Genomic DNA, 16,693 nt, shown 5'->3' with positions numbered 1-16,693 from the left:
ATTAAAATAGTCGCCAGCGGCGCTTTTTTTGCCTGTTTTGATATACCCATTGAAGCTTTACTTCGGCAATACTAATTATTTTAGAGGTATTGCTGTCAAATAGTTCAAATGAAATACTTTGCTGTGAATCAAATGCATAATTAAAGGTACCGCTCTGTTGCTTGAGCCAACATTGCATTATGTACTTTGAGGTGGCGTCACGTAGGCAGTAATTACCAATGATAGGTTGCTCCCACGTTAGCGTTACGTCAGCATAGCAATTTCGCCCTTCGCGCAATGCAACGCAGGTGTCTGGAACTGCTATAAGTGCTTCAGGAGGTTCCTGAGCTTTAACAGTAAAAGTACTGGGGAAGATCAGTAATACACAGATCCATCTAAAATACATAACGTAGGCCTACCTTGGCTTTGTGTTGATATCCTTGGGAAATAATTGGACTGTCGTCAATCTCTTTTGAAAACCATGTGGTAAGCCAGCCGGATAAAAACACCCAATCTTGGCTTATTGGGTACTCAGCATGGAACTCAAAAATAATACTAGTACTGGCATTGCTGCTATAAACCGGGCGAAGGCTGGTGGCTTCATCGCTATCAATACCAAAGTAATAATTGGTAAAGTCAGCAGAGTAGGCGCTTAAACCAACACCAGATCTAAACTCCCAGTTTCGCCATGGTAAAATGTGACTAAAAAAGCTGTTTATAACCCAGCCATTGTGCGCGCCAGATACATCATGAAGGTATTCAAAAGAGAATTGAGAATTTTCAAATCGACGAGAAAGTCGAAGGCCGACGTCAAAGTCGTAATTACGTTTTTTTATACCTTGGAGTTCTTTTATAACACCATGGTTATAGAATCCGAGGCCTTTTTCGTCAAATCCAGCTTGAGTATTTGTGCCTAATATATCTAGGCCCCAATCAAATTTATCTATAAGACTGTAGCCTATTACAAGGCCGCCACTGAGTTGATTGTGATCGAAATCAAGGTAAAATTTATCGTAGGAAACAGCAAGACTTAAGTCGAGCTCAACGCCTTTATCGTAAGACTCAATGCCGACAAGGTAAGAATCTTCAATATAAAAGCCCGCACCAGCACTCCAATCCCACGCAAAGCCTTGGGTTGGCTCTAACGTATTATCTGCATAATAGCGGTTACTTGCCATACTCGACGTGCTAAAAATGCAGCAAAAAAGCAGTGTTATGCTCAGTAAAGTATGGTTAAGCAAAGCGTTTCTCATCCCTTAGGGCCTAATTATTATTTGTTATTAAGCGTAGTATATTGTTAATTCGTTCCTTTAATCTGTAAAAAAATGTAGTAAGTGTTAGGTCTGTTGATCTTTCAAGGTTAAATTTGCAGCAGTCTGTTTGGTATTTAGGTAAGGCAGAGCCTATGCAGTGTGGCTATTCCCCATAAATGGGCGATAACGTAGCATTAATGCCAAACAGGCGCTGCCCAAAGGGTTCTTCCTAGGGGCTATTTACTCTTTGTTGCTCGGTTTTGACTTAGCCCACTAGGTTACAAATCTCGCGCCGCGATTAAATAGCCCCTAGTTTGAACAAATTTTAATCCGTAAAGATCAACAGACCCTAATTTACTGAACTTTAATTTTATCGATTAATATACTACTCAAGTAAAACTGCATCATAGGTGTTAATGCACTTACTTCTGTTCTATTACATGGACCGCTAAGTTTAGTAAGGCTAGATAGTTTTGACAACGTTTTGTACTGAGGGATTTGAATATCTTTGCCAAGTCTTTCAATACGGGCCTCGTCAGTGTTTTGCTGATGAATAAAAGCGACAACCTCAAGCTCATTTGTTATTTTTTGCTCTTCGGTGAAATTGTAAATTAGTGGTTCACGATGAAAACTTGCACTGTCGATTGAAGATTTAGCAAACCAAACAACATCACCCGATGACTTGTGCGTGAGACGCATACTAACTTGTGCAAATATTGCAGCGCACTGCTGTGTTGGGTATTGCTGGGCAACATTTGAATATAAAGTAAATGGCTTCTCTGGTTGCTTTATTGCGTACTTAGTATCGTCTGTGAAAGTTAAATCGAGTTGCTGAATAGTCAGTGTGTAGTCACTGTTATTTTTAGTTGTTACTTTTAGTTGTTTATCGTTCAGTGCTTGGCTAATTTGCGATAGAAGTTTATCGGTTACGCTTGCCTTATCGGTAATGATTTTTACTGTTTGGTTTCTAACTACTTTATGTGCAGGAAGTTGAACCGATTTAACTTTTGGAGATGAGTGCTCTGTAGTGTACTCAAGTTGATAGGTCTGACTTTTTAATGTTGGCTTTAATGGCATAGCCAGTGGTTCGGCCGGTTGCTTTGTAATAGCACAACCAGTTGTTAATAAAATAAAAAGTGACACAACTAAAAAACGCATAAGTACTAAACACTCGCTTAAAACCAAATAATCGTCGTATTGTACGTTAGTCCAAACAAAACTTCATGATATTATCTGCGCAGATGTAGTTAAAAAGATAAAATTTATAAAAAATGAAGTATCTCAACTCTTTATTGTATTGCCTATCTGCTTTGTGTTTGCTGTTTAGTTCTGTGGGTTTTGCAGCAAAAGCGGATCCTGATTGGGATGCATTTGTAAAAAAGTACGGCCGTTACGCACAAAAAAAATTAAAAAGTAAAGGTATACCCGGTGCAGCGCTTTCGATTGTAAATATAAACAATTCAGATTACATCCACACCATGGGCGTAACTAAATCACGAAATGGACAAAAAGTTAATAAGCATACTCGGTTTAGACTCGCGTCTGTTTCGAAGACATTTGCAGGCTCGTTATCAGCTAAATTGGCTGCTAACGGCCTACTGGAATTAGATAAGCCTGTTAGCGAATACATAACTGATTTTAAAGGGACTGTTTATCAAGATGATTTAAAGGTGTTTCATCTTTTAAGTCATTCAAGTGGATTAGTTCCTAATGCATACGACAATTTAATTGAATCTCGTATGGATTACCCAGGTATTGTTGAAAAGCTGCTTAGCGTCAAACCAATTTGCAAACCCGGCGAATGTTATGGCTATCAAAACGTTATGTTTAGTCTTATAGGCGATGTGATATTACAAAACACCGAAAAAAGTTACGGACAGTGGTTACGAGAAGCTATTTTTGAGCCATTAAAAATGAGTGATGCGAGCTTAGGTTTTGAACAAATGGTGCATGACAATAATTATGCTCTACCTCATGTGCGGGGTAAAAAACGCTGGTATAGCGCTAAGCTTAAAAAAAATTATTATAAAGTGGGACCTGCAGCTGGTGTGAACGCTAGCGCAAGTGATATGGCTATTTGGTTAAGAGCGCAGCTGGGCCAATATCCTGATATTTTGTCATTGGATACTCTAGCAAAACAAACACGCCCTTATACACATACAAAAAAAGAAATGCATCGCAGGGTGTGGAAAAAACACCTTAATGAAGCTTATTATGGGTTAGGTTGGCGCGTTTATAACTATGCTGATGAAACACTTTACTATCATAGTGGCTGGGTGCAAGGTTATAGAAGTGATGTGGTTGTATTTCCTCACTTAAATATTGGTTTTAGCTTAATAGTTAATGCTGAAACCGGTGTAATCAATGAGCTAACGACTGAATTTATCGACAGGCTATTAGAATACAAACGAGGTAAAAAAATATGAATAATAAAATAATATTAGCAATCACTTTTTTAGTCATGTCATTCAATTGTAGTTTAGTGTTTGCAGCACCTGATGAGATATATTTGTTTCGTCATAGCGAAAAGTTAACGGGTAAAAATCCAGCGCTCTCAGAGGTGGGAAAGGCACGTGCAAATAATTTAGTTACTTTTTTCAAAGAGTATCAAAATATACATATTTTCAGCAGCAACTATAAACGCACGTTACAAACAGCGGCCCCTTTGCAGGCATATTTTAATACCGACGTAAATGTGTATAACGCAGGTGAGCTAAGTGATTTAAAAAATGAGTTACTAAAACTAAAAGGTGTAGTTGTTGTTATTGGGCACAGTAATACAACATCGCAACTAGCCGAGCTACTTTCGAATGAAAAAGTGCCAGCAATGAGTGAAACACAATTTACTCAGTACTTTATATTGAATAAGAAGCCCAGTAGTAATGGTAGTGAATATGATGTAACCCATCATAAAATGAGTTTTTGATTTAAAACGTTAAATAATAAAAAACCAGCATTAAGCTGGTTTTTCAATTTAAACGCACTAAATCCTTTAACAGGAATAATTAGTTACGAGGTAAATGTATTTTTTTCTCAACGCTTTGACGATAAAGCACAATAGTGTGACCTATCGTTTGTAGCTTAGTCGCACCAGTTTCACGTACGATTGCTTCAAAAATTAATGCTTTTGTTTCACGATCGTCAGTTGGAACTTTAACTTTGATTAATTCGTGAATTTCTAATGCACTTTGAATTTCTACTACTACGCCCTCGGTTAAACCGTTAGAACCTAGTAAAACTACAGGCTTAAGGCTATGTGCCTGACCTTTTAAAAACTGCTTTTGTTTGTTTGATAATGTCATGTTTATACAAATTTTGCTGAATATGGCTTGAATTAAGGGTATTCTAACGCCATCTAGAGAATATTACTAATTAGTTGCGTGTTAATTTATGACAAATAAAAAACAGTCAGCCAGTTCACAGCGATGGCTGAAAGAACATTTTGATGATAAATATGTTCAAGAAGCGCAAAAAAAAGGCTGGCGTTCCCGAGCGGTTTTTAAATTAGATGAAGTACAAAATAGAGATAAAATACTTCGTCCAGGTATGACAGTTGTTGATTTAGGGGCGGCTCCAGGAAGTTGGTCTCAATATTTGGCTGAAAAAGTAGGTGACAAAGGCCAAGTGATCGCGTGTGATATATTGCCGATGGATTCACTTGCGGGTGTTGACTTCTTACAAGGTGACTTTCGTGAGGAGGCTGTATTAAATGCGTTGTTAAAACGTATTGATGGTAAAAATGTTGATGTGGTACTCTCTGACATGGCACCAAATATGAGTGGCAATAACTCAGTAGATCAAGCGGGTAGTATGTATTTGGTAGAACTTGCGCTGGATATGTGTAGTCAAGTACTAAAGAAAAATGGCGCATTTATTGTTAAAGTTTTCCAAGGAGAAGGCTTTGATCAATACTTGCAAGATGTACGTAATAGTTTTAAAGCAGTGAAAATACGCAAACCTGATGCCTCACGTGCCCGTTCTCGGGAAGTATATATAGTAGCGACTGGATACAAACTGTAGTACAGTTGCTTGGCGTTTAGTTGAATTTAAATTAATTGGATACAAGAGGTTAACCCCTTGAGCGATATGGCGAAAAATTTAATACTATGGCTGGTGATTGCAGTTGTGCTGATGTCAGTCTTTCAGAGCTTTAATGGCGGCGAGCAAGTTGATCGTCAAACAAGTTACACTCAATTTGTAAAAGATGTCCGCAGTGGCTCTTTACAAGAAGTTATTATCGACCGCGGTACAGGAAATATTACTGGTACTAAGAGCAGTGGTGAGCGTTTTCAAACAACGATGCCAATGTACGATGAAGACTTAATAAATGATTTACTTAAAAATGATGTAAATGTGAAGGGTGTACAACCTGAAGAACAATCATTCTTAGCAAGTATATTTATTTCTTGGTTCCCGATGATACTGCTTATAGGTGTATGGATATTCTTCATGCGTCAAATGCAAGGCGGCGGCGGTAAAGGCGCTATGTCATTTGGTAAGAGTAAAGCTCGCTTAATGAGTGAAGATCAAATTAAAACAACGTTTGCTGATGTTGCAGGTTGTGATGAAGCAAAAGAAGATGTTACTGAGCTGGTAGACTTTTTACGAGATCCTTCTAAGTTTCAAAAACTTGGCGGTAGTATTCCTAAAGGTGTACTAATGGTTGGTCCTCCAGGTACCGGTAAAACGTTACTTGCGAAGGCTGTTGCTGGTGAAGCTAAAGTACCATTTTTTACAATTTCTGGTTCAGATTTTGTTGAAATGTTTGTGGGTGTTGGTGCGTCACGTGTACGTGACATGTTTGAGCAAGCTAAAAAAGCGGCGCCTTGTATTATCTTCATAGATGAGATTGACGCTGTTGGTCGTAAACGTGGTGCCGGTATGGGCGGCGGTAACGACGAACGTGAGCAAACGCTTAACCAAATGCTAGTAGAAATGGATGGTTTTGGTGGTAATGAAGGTATTATCGTTATCGCAGCAACTAACCGACCAGATGTATTAGACCCTGCATTACTTCGTCCAGGTCGTTTTGACCGTCAAGTTGAAGTAGGTTTACCTGATATTCGTGGTCGTGAGCAAATACTTAAAGTACACATGCGTAAAGTGCCATTAGGCGATAACGTAGAAGCTGCTCTTATAGCACGTGGTACTCCAGGTTTCTCTGGCGCGGATTTAGCAAACTTAGTAAACGAAGCTGCACTTTATGCAGCACGTGGTAATAAACGTGTTGTAAGTATGGCTGAATTTGATGCTGCTAAAGATAAAATCATGATGGGCGCAGAGCGCAAGACCATGGTGATGAGCGAGCAAGAAAAAGCAATGACAGCGTACCATGAAGCTGGCCATGCAATTGTTGGTCGTATGGTGCCAGAACATGATCCAGTTTATAAAGTATCTATTATTCCACGTGGCCGTGCGCTGGGTGTAACAATGTATTTACCTGAGCAGGATCGTGTTAGTCATTCAAAAGAGCTTTTAGAATCAATGATTTCTAGCCTTTATGGTGGCCGTATTGCTGAAGCGCTTATTTACGGTGCAGATAAAGTAACAACGGGTGCAAGTAATGACATTGAACGAGCTACAGATATAGCGCGTAAAATGGTTACACATTGGGGTTTAAGTGAAAAACTAGGCCCGTTACTTTACGCTGAAGATCAGAACGAAATGTATATGGGTGGTGGCGGTAGTCGTTCATCTAGCATGTCGGACGACACGGCAAAAGTAATTGATGCAGAGGTTCGATTACTTTCAGATCGTAACTATCAAAGAGCAGAAGAAATATTAAAAGAAAACATTGATATTCTTCACTCAATGAAAGATGCGTTAATGAAATACGAAACTATTGATGCTAAACAAATTGATGATTTAATGGCACGCCAACCAGTTCGTGAACCGCGTGATGCACATGACCGTCATGAAGCTAAACCGGTAAAAGCGGAAGAACCTCAAGAACCAGTTGCTGATGAAAATCAAAAGACTGATGATTCATCAAAAAAAGATGAAACAAACCTTGATGACAAAGCTGAATAATCGTTAAAATAGTAATGAAAGCCCCGAACTTCGGGGCTTTTTTGTATCAGCTATTTAGAAAAAGAATAAAGGTTGGCAATGACTAACATATTAAAGCTTCCGAGAGGGCGTACGCTTAATCTTGAAAAGCCCGTTATTATGGGAATATTAAATGTAACGCCGGATTCATTTTCTGATGGTGGGCAGTTTTTAGATCCTAAAATAGCGCTAAAACGCGCAATGCAATTATTAGATGACGGTGCGACAATTTTAGATATAGGGGGAGAATCTACTCGCCCAGGCGCGCCAGATGTTAGCTTAGAAGATGAACTTGCTCGAGTAATCCCCGCTATTAAAGCGATACGTCAGCACAGTGATTGCGTTATTTCAATTGATACCAGTAAAGCACAGGTAATGGAACAAGCAATACTTGCAGGGGCAGATATAGTCAATGATGTTAGAGCTTTACAAGAAATAGACGCCTTAGAAACGGTTGCGCAGTATGAAGATGTAGCAATTTGTTTAATGCATATGCAAGGGCAGCCCCGCAGTATGCAATCGTCACCTCATTACGATAATTTGTTTGCAGATATAAGTATGTTTTTTAGTGAGCGTATTAAAGCATGTGAAACAGCTGGGATTAAGTTTGAACGACTTATTCTAGACCCAGGTTTTGGATTTGGAAAAACGCTTAGTCATAACTATCAAATATTGGCTAAGTTTGACGATTTTAATAAATTAGGTTTGCCATTATTGGCCGGATTATCTCGTAAATCGATGATAGGTAATTTATTAAACAGAAATACAAATGAACGGTTAGCGGGCAGCTTAGCGGGTGCGTTAATCGCAGCGCAAAATGGCGCAAAAATTATTCGTGTACATGACGTAAAAGAAACCGCAGATGTACTTGGTGTATATCAAGCCTGCGAACAAGGAATTTCACAATGAAAGAAAGAAAATATTTTGGCACCGATGGCGTGCGTGGACTTGTAGGCGCTGCTCCAATAAACCCTGAATTTGCAATGAAGCTAGGCTGGGCTGCTGGGCGTGTATTATCGCAAAGTGGTACTAAAAAAGTAATTATTGGTAAAGATACGCGTATTTCGGGCTATATGCTTGAAACCGCACTTGAGGCTGGTTTAATTGCTGCTGGTATTGATGTTGTATTATTGGGTCCTATGCCTACACCGGCCGTTGCTTATTTAGCGCAAACATTTCGTGCTGAGGCAGGTATTGTAATTAGTGCCTCACATAATCCGTATTACGATAACGGTATTAAGTTTTTCAATGGTCAAGGCTTAAAGCTTGATGATGCAGTAGAACTTGAAATTGAAGCGATGCTTGATGAGCAAATGACATGTGTTGCTTCAGATAAATTAGGCAAAGCATCGCGTTTAGTCAGTGCGGATGGCCGCTATATAGAGTTTTGTAAGAGCCAATTCCCGCAAGGCCTGTCTTTAGAAGGTCTTAAGATTGTTGTCGATTGCGCAAATGGCGCTACTTATCATATTGCACCTTCTGTTATGCGTGAACTTGGCGCAGAAGTAATAACACATGCGTGTGAGCCTAACGGCGTTAATATCAACCATGAATGTGGCGCTACTCACGTAGATACCCTTAAACGTAAAGTGCTTGAACTTAAAGCCGACGTAGGTATTGCATACGATGGTGATGGTGACCGCGTGATGATGGTTGATCATAATGGCCGTGTTTTTGATGGTGATGATCTGGTTTATATTATTGCTTGCCAAGCAGCCCAAGATGATAATTTGGGTGGTGGTGTAGTTGGTACTGTTATGTCTAACATGGGCCTTGAAAACGCTTTAAAAGCAAAAGGTATCGAGTTTGCTCGCAGTAAAGTGGGTGATCGCTATGTTATGGAATTACTACAGCAAAAAGGCTGGAAAATTGGCGGTGAAAGCTCAGGTCATGTACTGAATCTAGACTTAATTAGCACGGGTGATGGTATTATTTCAAGCTTACAAGTACTTGCTGCTATGGTTGCACAAAATCGTACATTGCAAGACTTAGGCGCTGGTTTTACCAAGTATCCAATGAAGATGATTAACGTGCGTTATACAGCTGGAACTGACCCGACAAAAGCACCAGAAGTGCTTTCAGCTGTAGCAGAAGTAGAGCTTGCTTTAGGCGATAAAGGCCGTGTTTTACTGCGTAAGTCAGGCACTGAACCTGTGGTTCGTGTTATGGTTGAAGCCGAGCAAGAAAAGATTGTAATAGACAGCGCTCAAAAAATTGCAGCTGTTGTAGAATCTATGAGCAAACAAACTGATTAATAACAATAATCTCTTGTAACTTTGGGCGAGAAAAGTTAATATCTCGCCCGCTTTCTAATGTGGAGTGGATAATGGCAATACGCAAGGCGATGGTCGCAGGCAACTGGAAAATGAATGGCTCTTTAGAGTTAGTTAAACAAATGTCTGACGCTATTAACGATGTAAAATCACAAGAGATGGACATTGTTTTATTTCCTCCATTCCCACTTGTACCAGCAATGGTAGCTAGCGGTGTTTCTACAGGAGCTCAAACTGTTTCTGAAAATACACCTGGCGCATTTACTGGTGAAGTTGATGCGCAGCTTATAAAAGATTTAGGTGCAACTTACGTACTCGTTGGTCATTCTGAACGCCGCAGTATTTATAACGAAAGTAATGCAACAGTCGCTGAAAAGTTTGCTAGAGCACAGCAAGTTGGGTTAACACCAATATTATGTGTAGGCGAGAGCGAAAGTGAGCAAGAAAACGGCCAAACCGAACAAGTAGTTGCTGCACAAATTGATGCAGTAATAGAGAAATTAGGTGTAGCAGCACTGAAAGATTCTGTGATAGCATACGAGCCCGTTTGGGCCATAGGCACAGGTAAGACTGCATCGCCAGAGCAGGCACAAACTGTTCATAAATTTATCCGTGACAAAATTGCATCACTTGATAGCAATTTAGCACAAGGGCTTACCATCTTATATGGTGGTAGCGTTAATGAAAAAAATAGCGAATTATTATTTGCACAAACAGATATAGATGGCGGCTTAATTGGCGGCGCAAGTCTAAAAGCAGAATCTTTTACTGCAATCTGTAACAGTGCAAAAGGGACTGTATAAGATGTACGAAATTTTATTAGTAGTTTATTTAGTTGTGGCTTTGGCTCTAGTTGGAATGGTTTTAATTCAACAAGGTAAAGGCGCAGATATGGGTTCTTCATTTGGCGCTGGTGCATCAGGCACAGTTTTTGGTTCGTCAGGTGCAGGTAACTTTATGACAAAAACAACCACAAGCTTAGCAACGGTATTTTTTGTATTAAGCATTGTGTTAGGAAACCTAACTGCTGGTCAAATTAAAAAGACTGACGAATGGGAAAACCTAGAAGCAGCTCCAGCAGTAGAAACAGTAGTTCCTGTTGAAGAAGATGTTCCAGTAACATCTACTAAAGAGCAAAGCTCTGACGTACCAAACTAATTTAGCGTAAAGCTATCGTTAAACGATTTATAGTCCTCAAATAAATCACATGTTTAACAATTAAGCGAAAGCTTAAAAAATGCGGATGTGGTGGAATTGGTAGACACGCCACCTTGAGGGGGTGGTGCTTTAGGGCATGGGGGTTCAAGTCCCCCCATCCGCACCAAATTTAGAAACCAGTAGCAGTGATGTTACTGGTTTTTTTGTATCTGTAATTTATTGTGATCGTTTTATGAGCGATGTGTGTTTATTGTTAAATAATTCTTCTATTTGTTAGAAAAAACTAGAAATATTACAAATTTAGCTCACACTTATAGATATCAAGCCGATAATAGATATAGACAATAAAATAAGGTAGCACAGTATGGCTTCAGGCTTCTCTTTTCAAAACCTAAGCATAACAAAAAAAATACATGCAATAACATGCATTGCGGTAGTGGCTTTCATAGTGATCGTATTGATAAACTATTTAGCTATGAATGATAATAAGGTTTCTCTCGATGAAATGAGTAACTCATCGTATAAGGTTGTAAAAATAACGTCGCAAAACGTAGGGCTTTTAGAAAAACTTGATGAACTTTATACCCAAGCGGTTACGTTTGGTGAGCAAGATCTTATAGTTAAAGCAGACGAGGTATATCAAACTTTAGAGTCTAATATTACCTTAATAACGCAACTTAATAACTCCTACATTAATAACGATATTATTAATGAGTTGTCAGATTATGAAAAAATATCCTCAAGTATTGCTACAGGTATGGTTAACGGTACTGCTGATTTTAGTAAGATTCAGCAACAAGCGCAGCTTAAAACAAGTTTATATGGATCTGTCTTAGAAAGTTTTAAAGGCGCTCAACAAAAAGCGGATAATCGTTTTTTTGAACTGGTTGCCAACACTAAAGCGCGCTCTGATGAAGCATTAACTCTAATGTTAGCTGTATCCATTATTTCATTAATTTTATTATTGTTTATGGCTATTTGGATTGCTAAGAATATAGGTTCATCTGCGAGTGATGCAGCTAACAACCTTAGTTTATTAGCAAGCGGCAATGGTTCTTTAAGCACACAGCTATCTGTTAACTCAGAAGACGAAATTGGCCAAGTCTCTATTAATTTTAACGCATTTATTTCTTTACTAAGAGAAACAGTTCTTGAAGTTATTGCTGTATGTGAGCCTTTAATGGAAAACTCAACACGACTAGTTCAAGGTATGGAACAAGCTGAGCGTGCTACAACAAAGCAAACCACAGATGCTGAAATTGTTAAGCAATCTATGGAAGAAATGAAGCAGAGTGTTGGTGATATATCAGAATCTGCAGCTAACGCTTCTCACGCAGCTGAAACGGCCGAGAAAGAAGTTGAACAAAGTCGTACACAAGTACAGATGTCAGTTACCGCTTCTCGTACGCTCAGTGATGAAATTAATCGAGCTGCAGGGACTATTAATAAGCTTGCGGACGATACAAAAAATGTATCGCAGATTTTGAATGTAATTACGTCTATTGCAGATCAGACAAACTTACTTGCTCTTAATGCTGCTATTGAAGCTGCACGAGCAGGTGAACATGGAAGAGGCTTTGCTGTAGTGGCAGATGAGGTTCGTGAACTGGCTTCTCGCACTGCACATTCTACTAATGAAATACGTGAACTATTGGGATCATTAACGACTGCCGCAAATGAATCTGTTGCTGCTATGACTTCAGCACGTGATATGGCAACAGATAATGCTACAGCCGCAGAAAAAACAGGTATTTCAATAGAGAAAATCGCAGAGCAAATGTTAGAAATTAATGGTATGAATTCGCAAATAGCAGCAGCAACTGAAGAACAAACATCCGTTGCAGCTATGGTAGTAGATAATGTGTCAAATATGCATGTATCGTTCGAAGATACTATGGACTCACTACTTGCTGTACGCGACGTAGCCAAAAACCTACATTACCTATCTGATAACCTATTAGATGCAACCGCTAAGTTTAGAATCGAGTAAAGCTTAGTACTGAGCCAGTATAAAAATCTACCCTAGGGTTGATGCCAGTTAGTTAACCGCTGACTGGCTTTTTTGTTTGGATATCTGGTTTGACATACCTAGTATATGTCCACTCTCGCTTTATTAGTAATATGTGATGCTCTACTTTAGCTTACTATTGCTCTATTTATTTAGGGATGCTCCCTGAGTTCTCAATAAACATAGTCTGAATTAAGTTAATAATATTAATTGCACACGTCGTAACACTCAGTTGACAGAAGTCTTCTGAATTGGGTGCGTAGCTATTGGCTAGAGAAAGTGTTGTAGTGGGTTGCAAAAAAAAGGCCTCTGAATAAATTCAGAAGCCTTCATAAAGGAACCCGAAGGCCGGTTTATCGATTAGTTAAATATTTCTCAACCTATCTGTATTAACCTCTGGGTGGTTTTTTATATCAATTTCACTGCTAAAAGGTCGCAATAACTTTTACTTTATCGGTCACTTTAGCGCTATCAACATAGCCAATTGCATTTCCATTAGCTGCAACAAAATCAATAACAGCTTGGTCAGATGTTAGTTTTTCAGGCGGGGTACCTTTACCTGTAAATACAAGCTTTGACCAATATGCATTTAACTGACTGCTAGACTTACCCACTACTTTGTCGTTAAATTCATCAGCTACAGATGTACCGTCTTGATTTATAGGATTAACTTTATCGCCATTACTAAATGACTTACTTTTTCCCAGATAAATCTTTTTTATTGTGTCAGCATCTACAGAGCTAGCATTGCTTGGATTAATAATCACAGCAACTTCTGCAAATACATTAATTGAGCACAATGAAAGTGCACTTACTAAAATTAATTTTTTCATCATAAGCTCCAATTAAAAGACAAGATCTACACCAACAGCTACAACATCCGTCTCTGTATCAGTTATGTCATCTTCAAAACGACTAAAGTCGATCTTGAAAGCAGCTGAAGGATGAAAATCATAACGTGCACCAATTGTGTATACGTTACTTTGTGCACGAAGACCTTCAAGAGCACCATTTACAGCTGAATTTAAGGTTGGTATTGACTCAATGGTATTAAAACGTGATGAGTCATGTTTGTCATCATTATCTTCATAAGTAAAATGAACAATTACACTGTCAATACGGTAACCAACTGATGCGTAATACTGTGACTGTTCTGGTAGTATACTGTCTTCAACCTCAAATTGCGTATATTCGGCATCAAACAAAAAGTTTTCATAATCAACAGAAAAACCAACGCCAACGAAGCTCGTTTTATCTTCTTCAGTGATTAGGTCATTCGCAGTATTAGTTAAGCCACTATCAGACAATACACTTACGAGACCAATTAGGCCGCTATCCTCTGATGAAATGCTAGTGTCGGCTACAATGTATGCAGCTCGCGCACTGAACCAGTCGTATGATAGACTCCAGTTTATACCGCCTAAATTATTTAATTCAGCAGGTAATTCTGTTCCAAATACGTCAATATCACCATCGAATGCACCATAAAAGCCTTGAAGCGTAGAATCCCAATCACCCAATTGAGAGCTGTAAACTACACTAACTCCTTCATAAGTTGAAAATGGGATACCGTATACTGATTTTGGCGGACGTACCCAGCGATAAGCATAACCTACATCCAAGAAATCAGAATACTTGTAAAAAGGAACACGCATTTTACCAGCGCTAAATTGCAGTTCATCGCTGTATTCATAAGTAACGTATGCCCATTCGAATGTAGCGTCAAAGTCATCCTCTCCACGCGCAATAATTTGAGCCGTAGCTGTTAGCTTTTCATGTAGGTCTGCAGATAATTGTAAAGCGAATTTACTCTCATTTTTAAAAGAGATATCGTCATCATAGCCGTACAAAGTACTGTCACTATCCAGACTTTTACCACCGACAATTGATGCAAAACCATTAATTCTTACCTCAGCACTAGCATAGCTAGATGCTAAAACTGCACATACAGCCACTGCTACAGATAGCTTTTTCATATGTTGTTCCTATTTGTTATTTAAATGTTGATTTCTTTATTAGTATAAGTGCATAACGAGTATTTATCTAATGAACAGAATGGTTTAAGGTTTTTATTTAATTTTTAGTCAATATTATTTTGTTTTTTAAATTAATCAGGTGCGAATGTTTGTGTTTAAAAATGTTTAGCCCTGTCTTCGGGTACAAAAATATGCCTCCTGTAACTTATTTTTATAATTTTATCTGTAAGCCATCAGAGCTGTATTTACTGCTACATAAAGTTGCTATTACTTAACTCTATGTATTTCACATAAGTTACTTGGTTTAAATGTTTATATTTTATGTAAATATATAGTCGAAATTATTAATAAGTAAAGTTAGCTATAAGCAAATAGCAACTTTCTAAACGGAAGTTTTATTATAGGATTAAATTTTTTTTAGCGAGATTGTCCAAAGGAAATAGCGCTCATGAAGAAGCTAACTTTTTTTTTATTATGCTGCTTTGCAATGAATGCATACGGTTACGATGAAGTAAGTCTTTTGATAGGTTATATCTCGCTATTTAGCGTCTCCATTACACAAAATAATACTTTGCAGTACTTTCAGATGACCTCGTGAGTATAAAACTAGTGATTAATTGTAATTCACCTATGGAGAATCAAGCATTCTGAAAGTGGTGGCCTTCGTTATCAGTAATTACTACTCTAGGGCCTGGTCCATTATTTGCTGGAGATCTGAAAGTTTGTGGTGCCGGGCCACTGCTTTATACAATAAGTAATATCAATACCTTGTAATTATTTCAGGTATTAATAAATAGTAAGGAGAAAAGTATAATTTTTATTTGCAGTATTAAGTTCGAAAAAGTGGATTTTTGATATTGACTCGACATGAAAGGCACTTCCAGAGTGCTGTTTAAGAAAAGAAAGTTGCTGGTTGTATAGGGTATTTAAGTGGGTCCAACTTTGACTTTATGCTTTCAGTTGAAATAATAATTCAGAGTCAGAGTCAGAGTCAGAGTCAGAGTCGAGTAGACACAATAAGGTTTCAAGTAAGCCCGCTTAACTATTGATCTTATTTAAGTTTTTTTGACACCAAAGTAATGCTTGCTGCTTATTTTTTACAGCAATTTTTTGGTAAACCTTGTGTAGGTGGACTCGAACAGTAGCTTCACTTATAAATAAAGTGTCGGCAATTGCACTTGAATGTAAGCCAGAAAATAATAAGTTTAATACTTTCATTTCCTTGCAGGTTAAGTTGTTTGATTGCAGAGTAGTTTGTTGTTCACTCGCTAGCATTTGCCTCATCCAATCATCGGTTACTGCACGAGGGAACCATAACTTTCCTTGTTCAATGGCTTCTAATCCTTGTTGAAGTAGTACTTCGTCAGTACCTTCGTAAAACAATCCTTTTAAATTTGGCCACTCTTTTAATGCTAGTACATCGCATTCTTTTGGTACATCAAAAATTACCAGTCCTTGGTGACCATTTTTAAGCATGAATTGATTAATAAGTTCATAATTGGTAATGACGTTTAAAGCTTGATAATTAACAAGTAAAACGTTGAAGTCAGCTGCAACACAAAAAAGTGAAGTGTAATTTGGATTTGTGAAGCATTTGAGGCTTTTATCAGCTGTGTTTTCAATATTCATAATATTCTATCCATAGACTACATTTTAGTACTATATTCTTATTTTTAGTTAATTTCAATGATAGGAGAATGTGTTGTAGCTCTTTTTTCATACACTAAAGTACATGTGTAAAGTACGTTTTATGTACTTTTTAAAATTGTATTTATGCGGTTTTTTGTTTTAAAACAGCTTTTTAGTGAGGTTGATATTAATGTTCTTTATTTATGATAATCCACCTAAAGCCAACAATGCCTAAATTGCTTTTATTCTTTATGCATTTATTTAAATAATTTATACATTTCTTCACAATTCTGTCATATAATACCCATCCAGAGGAAAGATGCATTACGCATCTTTTTTTATGCCTGAAATTTATACTTTTAAGTATAA

The 16,693-nt window shown here is 38.0% G+C and carries 16 protein-coding genes and 1 tRNA gene; 10 read left to right on the top strand and 7 right to left on the bottom strand.

Annotated elements, in window-relative coordinates; genetic code table 11:
• Window position 1: 1 nt before the first annotated feature.
• The 3 genes from I6F47_RS00225 to I6F47_RS00215 form a co-directional block, all read right to left on the bottom strand.
• On the bottom strand, window positions 2-385 hold the full coding sequence (locus I6F47_RS00225; RefSeq protein WP_007586617.1) for a DUF3019 domain-containing protein: 384 nt from the start codon (window positions 383-385) through the stop codon (window positions 2-4).
• Window positions 375-1,157 (bottom strand): MipA/OmpV family protein, encoded by a 783-nt coding sequence (locus I6F47_RS00220; protein WP_007586620.1) that lies wholly within the window; start codon window positions 1,155-1,157, stop codon window positions 375-377. The genes I6F47_RS00225 and I6F47_RS00220 overlap by 11 nt, the downstream gene beginning before the upstream one ends.
• Before the next feature lie 429 nt (window positions 1,158-1,586).
• Entirely contained in the window at window positions 1,587-2,390 is an 804-nt protein-coding gene (locus I6F47_RS00215; protein WP_024606927.1) for a hypothetical protein, read from the bottom strand.
• 113 nt (window positions 2,391-2,503) lie between these two features.
• Between I6F47_RS00215 and I6F47_RS00210 the strand changes: the two genes are divergently transcribed.
• Both I6F47_RS00210 and I6F47_RS00205 read left to right on the top strand, forming a co-directional pair.
• Window positions 2,504-3,658, top strand: coding sequence for a serine hydrolase domain-containing protein (locus tag I6F47_RS00210; RefSeq protein WP_197183139.1), 1,155 nt, complete (start codon window positions 2,504-2,506; stop codon window positions 3,656-3,658).
• Window positions 3,655-4,158: a SixA phosphatase family protein gene (locus I6F47_RS00205; protein WP_197116700.1), complete on the top strand. Its 504-nt coding sequence runs from the start codon at window positions 3,655-3,657 to the stop codon at window positions 4,156-4,158. The genes I6F47_RS00210 and I6F47_RS00205 overlap by 4 nt, the downstream gene beginning before the upstream one ends.
• 79 nt (window positions 4,159-4,237) lie before the next feature.
• Here I6F47_RS00205 and yhbY read toward each other — a convergent pair whose 3' ends face one another.
• Window positions 4,238-4,534 carry a ribosome assembly RNA-binding protein YhbY gene (gene yhbY, locus I6F47_RS00200; protein ID WP_002963153.1) on the bottom strand — a complete coding sequence of 99 codons (297 nt, stop codon included), beginning with the start codon at window positions 4,532-4,534 and terminating at the stop codon, window positions 4,238-4,240.
• Between the two features lie 88 nt (window positions 4,535-4,622).
• On the opposite strand from yhbY, the gene rlmE reads away from it, so the two are divergent.
• The 8 genes from rlmE to I6F47_RS00160 all read left to right on the top strand — a co-directional run bounded on the left by rlmE (window position 4,623) and on the right by I6F47_RS00160 (window position 12,701).
• A complete protein-coding gene (gene rlmE / locus I6F47_RS00195) occupies window positions 4,623-5,252 on the top strand; it encodes a 23S rRNA (uridine(2552)-2'-O)-methyltransferase RlmE (RefSeq protein ID WP_007586629.1) in 630 nt (209 codons plus the stop codon).
• 66 nt (window positions 5,253-5,318) lie between these two features.
• A complete protein-coding gene (gene ftsH, locus I6F47_RS00190; protein ID WP_231609128.1) occupies window positions 5,319-7,262 on the top strand; it encodes an ATP-dependent zinc metalloprotease FtsH in 1,944 nt (647 codons plus the stop codon).
• A gap of 78 nt (window positions 7,263-7,340) precedes the next feature.
• Window positions 7,341-8,189, top strand: a complete 849-nt coding sequence (gene folP / locus I6F47_RS00185; RefSeq protein WP_010553862.1) for a dihydropteroate synthase — start codon at window positions 7,341-7,343, stop codon at window positions 8,187-8,189.
• Complete coding sequence (gene glmM / locus I6F47_RS00180; protein ID WP_007586638.1) at window positions 8,186-9,535, top strand: phosphoglucosamine mutase; 1,350 nt, start codon at window positions 8,186-8,188, stop codon at window positions 9,533-9,535. The genes folP and glmM overlap by 4 nt, the downstream gene beginning before the upstream one ends.
• A 71-nt stretch (window positions 9,536-9,606) precedes the next feature.
• A complete protein-coding gene (gene tpiA / locus I6F47_RS00175) occupies window positions 9,607-10,356 on the top strand; it encodes a triose-phosphate isomerase (protein ID WP_007586641.1) in 750 nt (249 codons plus the stop codon).
• A gap of 1 nt (window position 10,357) precedes the next feature.
• Entirely contained in the window at window positions 10,358-10,711 is a 354-nt protein-coding gene (secG, locus tag I6F47_RS00170) for a preprotein translocase subunit SecG (protein WP_002962769.1), read from the top strand.
• Window positions 10,712-10,792: 81 nt separating this feature from the next.
• A tRNA-Leu gene (locus tag I6F47_RS00165) sits at window positions 10,793-10,877 on the top strand.
• A 198-nt stretch (window positions 10,878-11,075) separates the two neighbouring features.
• On the top strand, window positions 11,076-12,701 hold the full coding sequence (locus tag I6F47_RS00160; protein ID WP_024590962.1) for a methyl-accepting chemotaxis protein: 1,626 nt from the start codon (window positions 11,076-11,078) through the stop codon (window positions 12,699-12,701).
• 443 nt (window positions 12,702-13,144) lie between these two features.
• Here the strand turns inward: I6F47_RS00160 and I6F47_RS00155 are convergent, their stop codons facing one another.
• From I6F47_RS00155 to I6F47_RS00145, 3 genes are all read right to left on the bottom strand, one after another.
• Window positions 13,145-13,552 carry a phosphate ABC transporter substrate-binding protein gene (locus I6F47_RS00155; RefSeq protein ID WP_024590963.1) on the bottom strand — a complete coding sequence of 136 codons (408 nt, stop codon included), beginning with the start codon at window positions 13,550-13,552 and terminating at the stop codon, window positions 13,145-13,147.
• A 12-nt stretch (window positions 13,553-13,564) separates the two neighbouring features.
• Window positions 13,565-14,695, bottom strand: a complete 1,131-nt coding sequence (locus tag I6F47_RS00150) for a porin (protein WP_197110997.1) — start codon at window positions 14,693-14,695, stop codon at window positions 13,565-13,567.
• Between the two features lie 1,038 nt (window positions 14,696-15,733).
• A complete protein-coding gene (locus tag I6F47_RS00145; RefSeq protein ID WP_197183138.1) occupies window positions 15,734-16,324 on the bottom strand; it encodes a LuxR C-terminal-related transcriptional regulator in 591 nt (196 codons plus the stop codon).
• Between the last annotated feature and the right edge of the window lie 369 nt (window positions 16,325-16,693).

It is taken from the genome of Pseudoalteromonas sp. NZS37, assembly GCF_015864265.1.
In the GTDB taxonomy this organism is placed as follows: domain Bacteria; phylum Pseudomonadota; class Gammaproteobacteria; order Enterobacterales; family Alteromonadaceae; genus Pseudoalteromonas; species Pseudoalteromonas arctica.
Note: the sequence above shows the minus strand (reverse complement) of the source record. Positions and strands in the feature narration are given on the sequence as shown.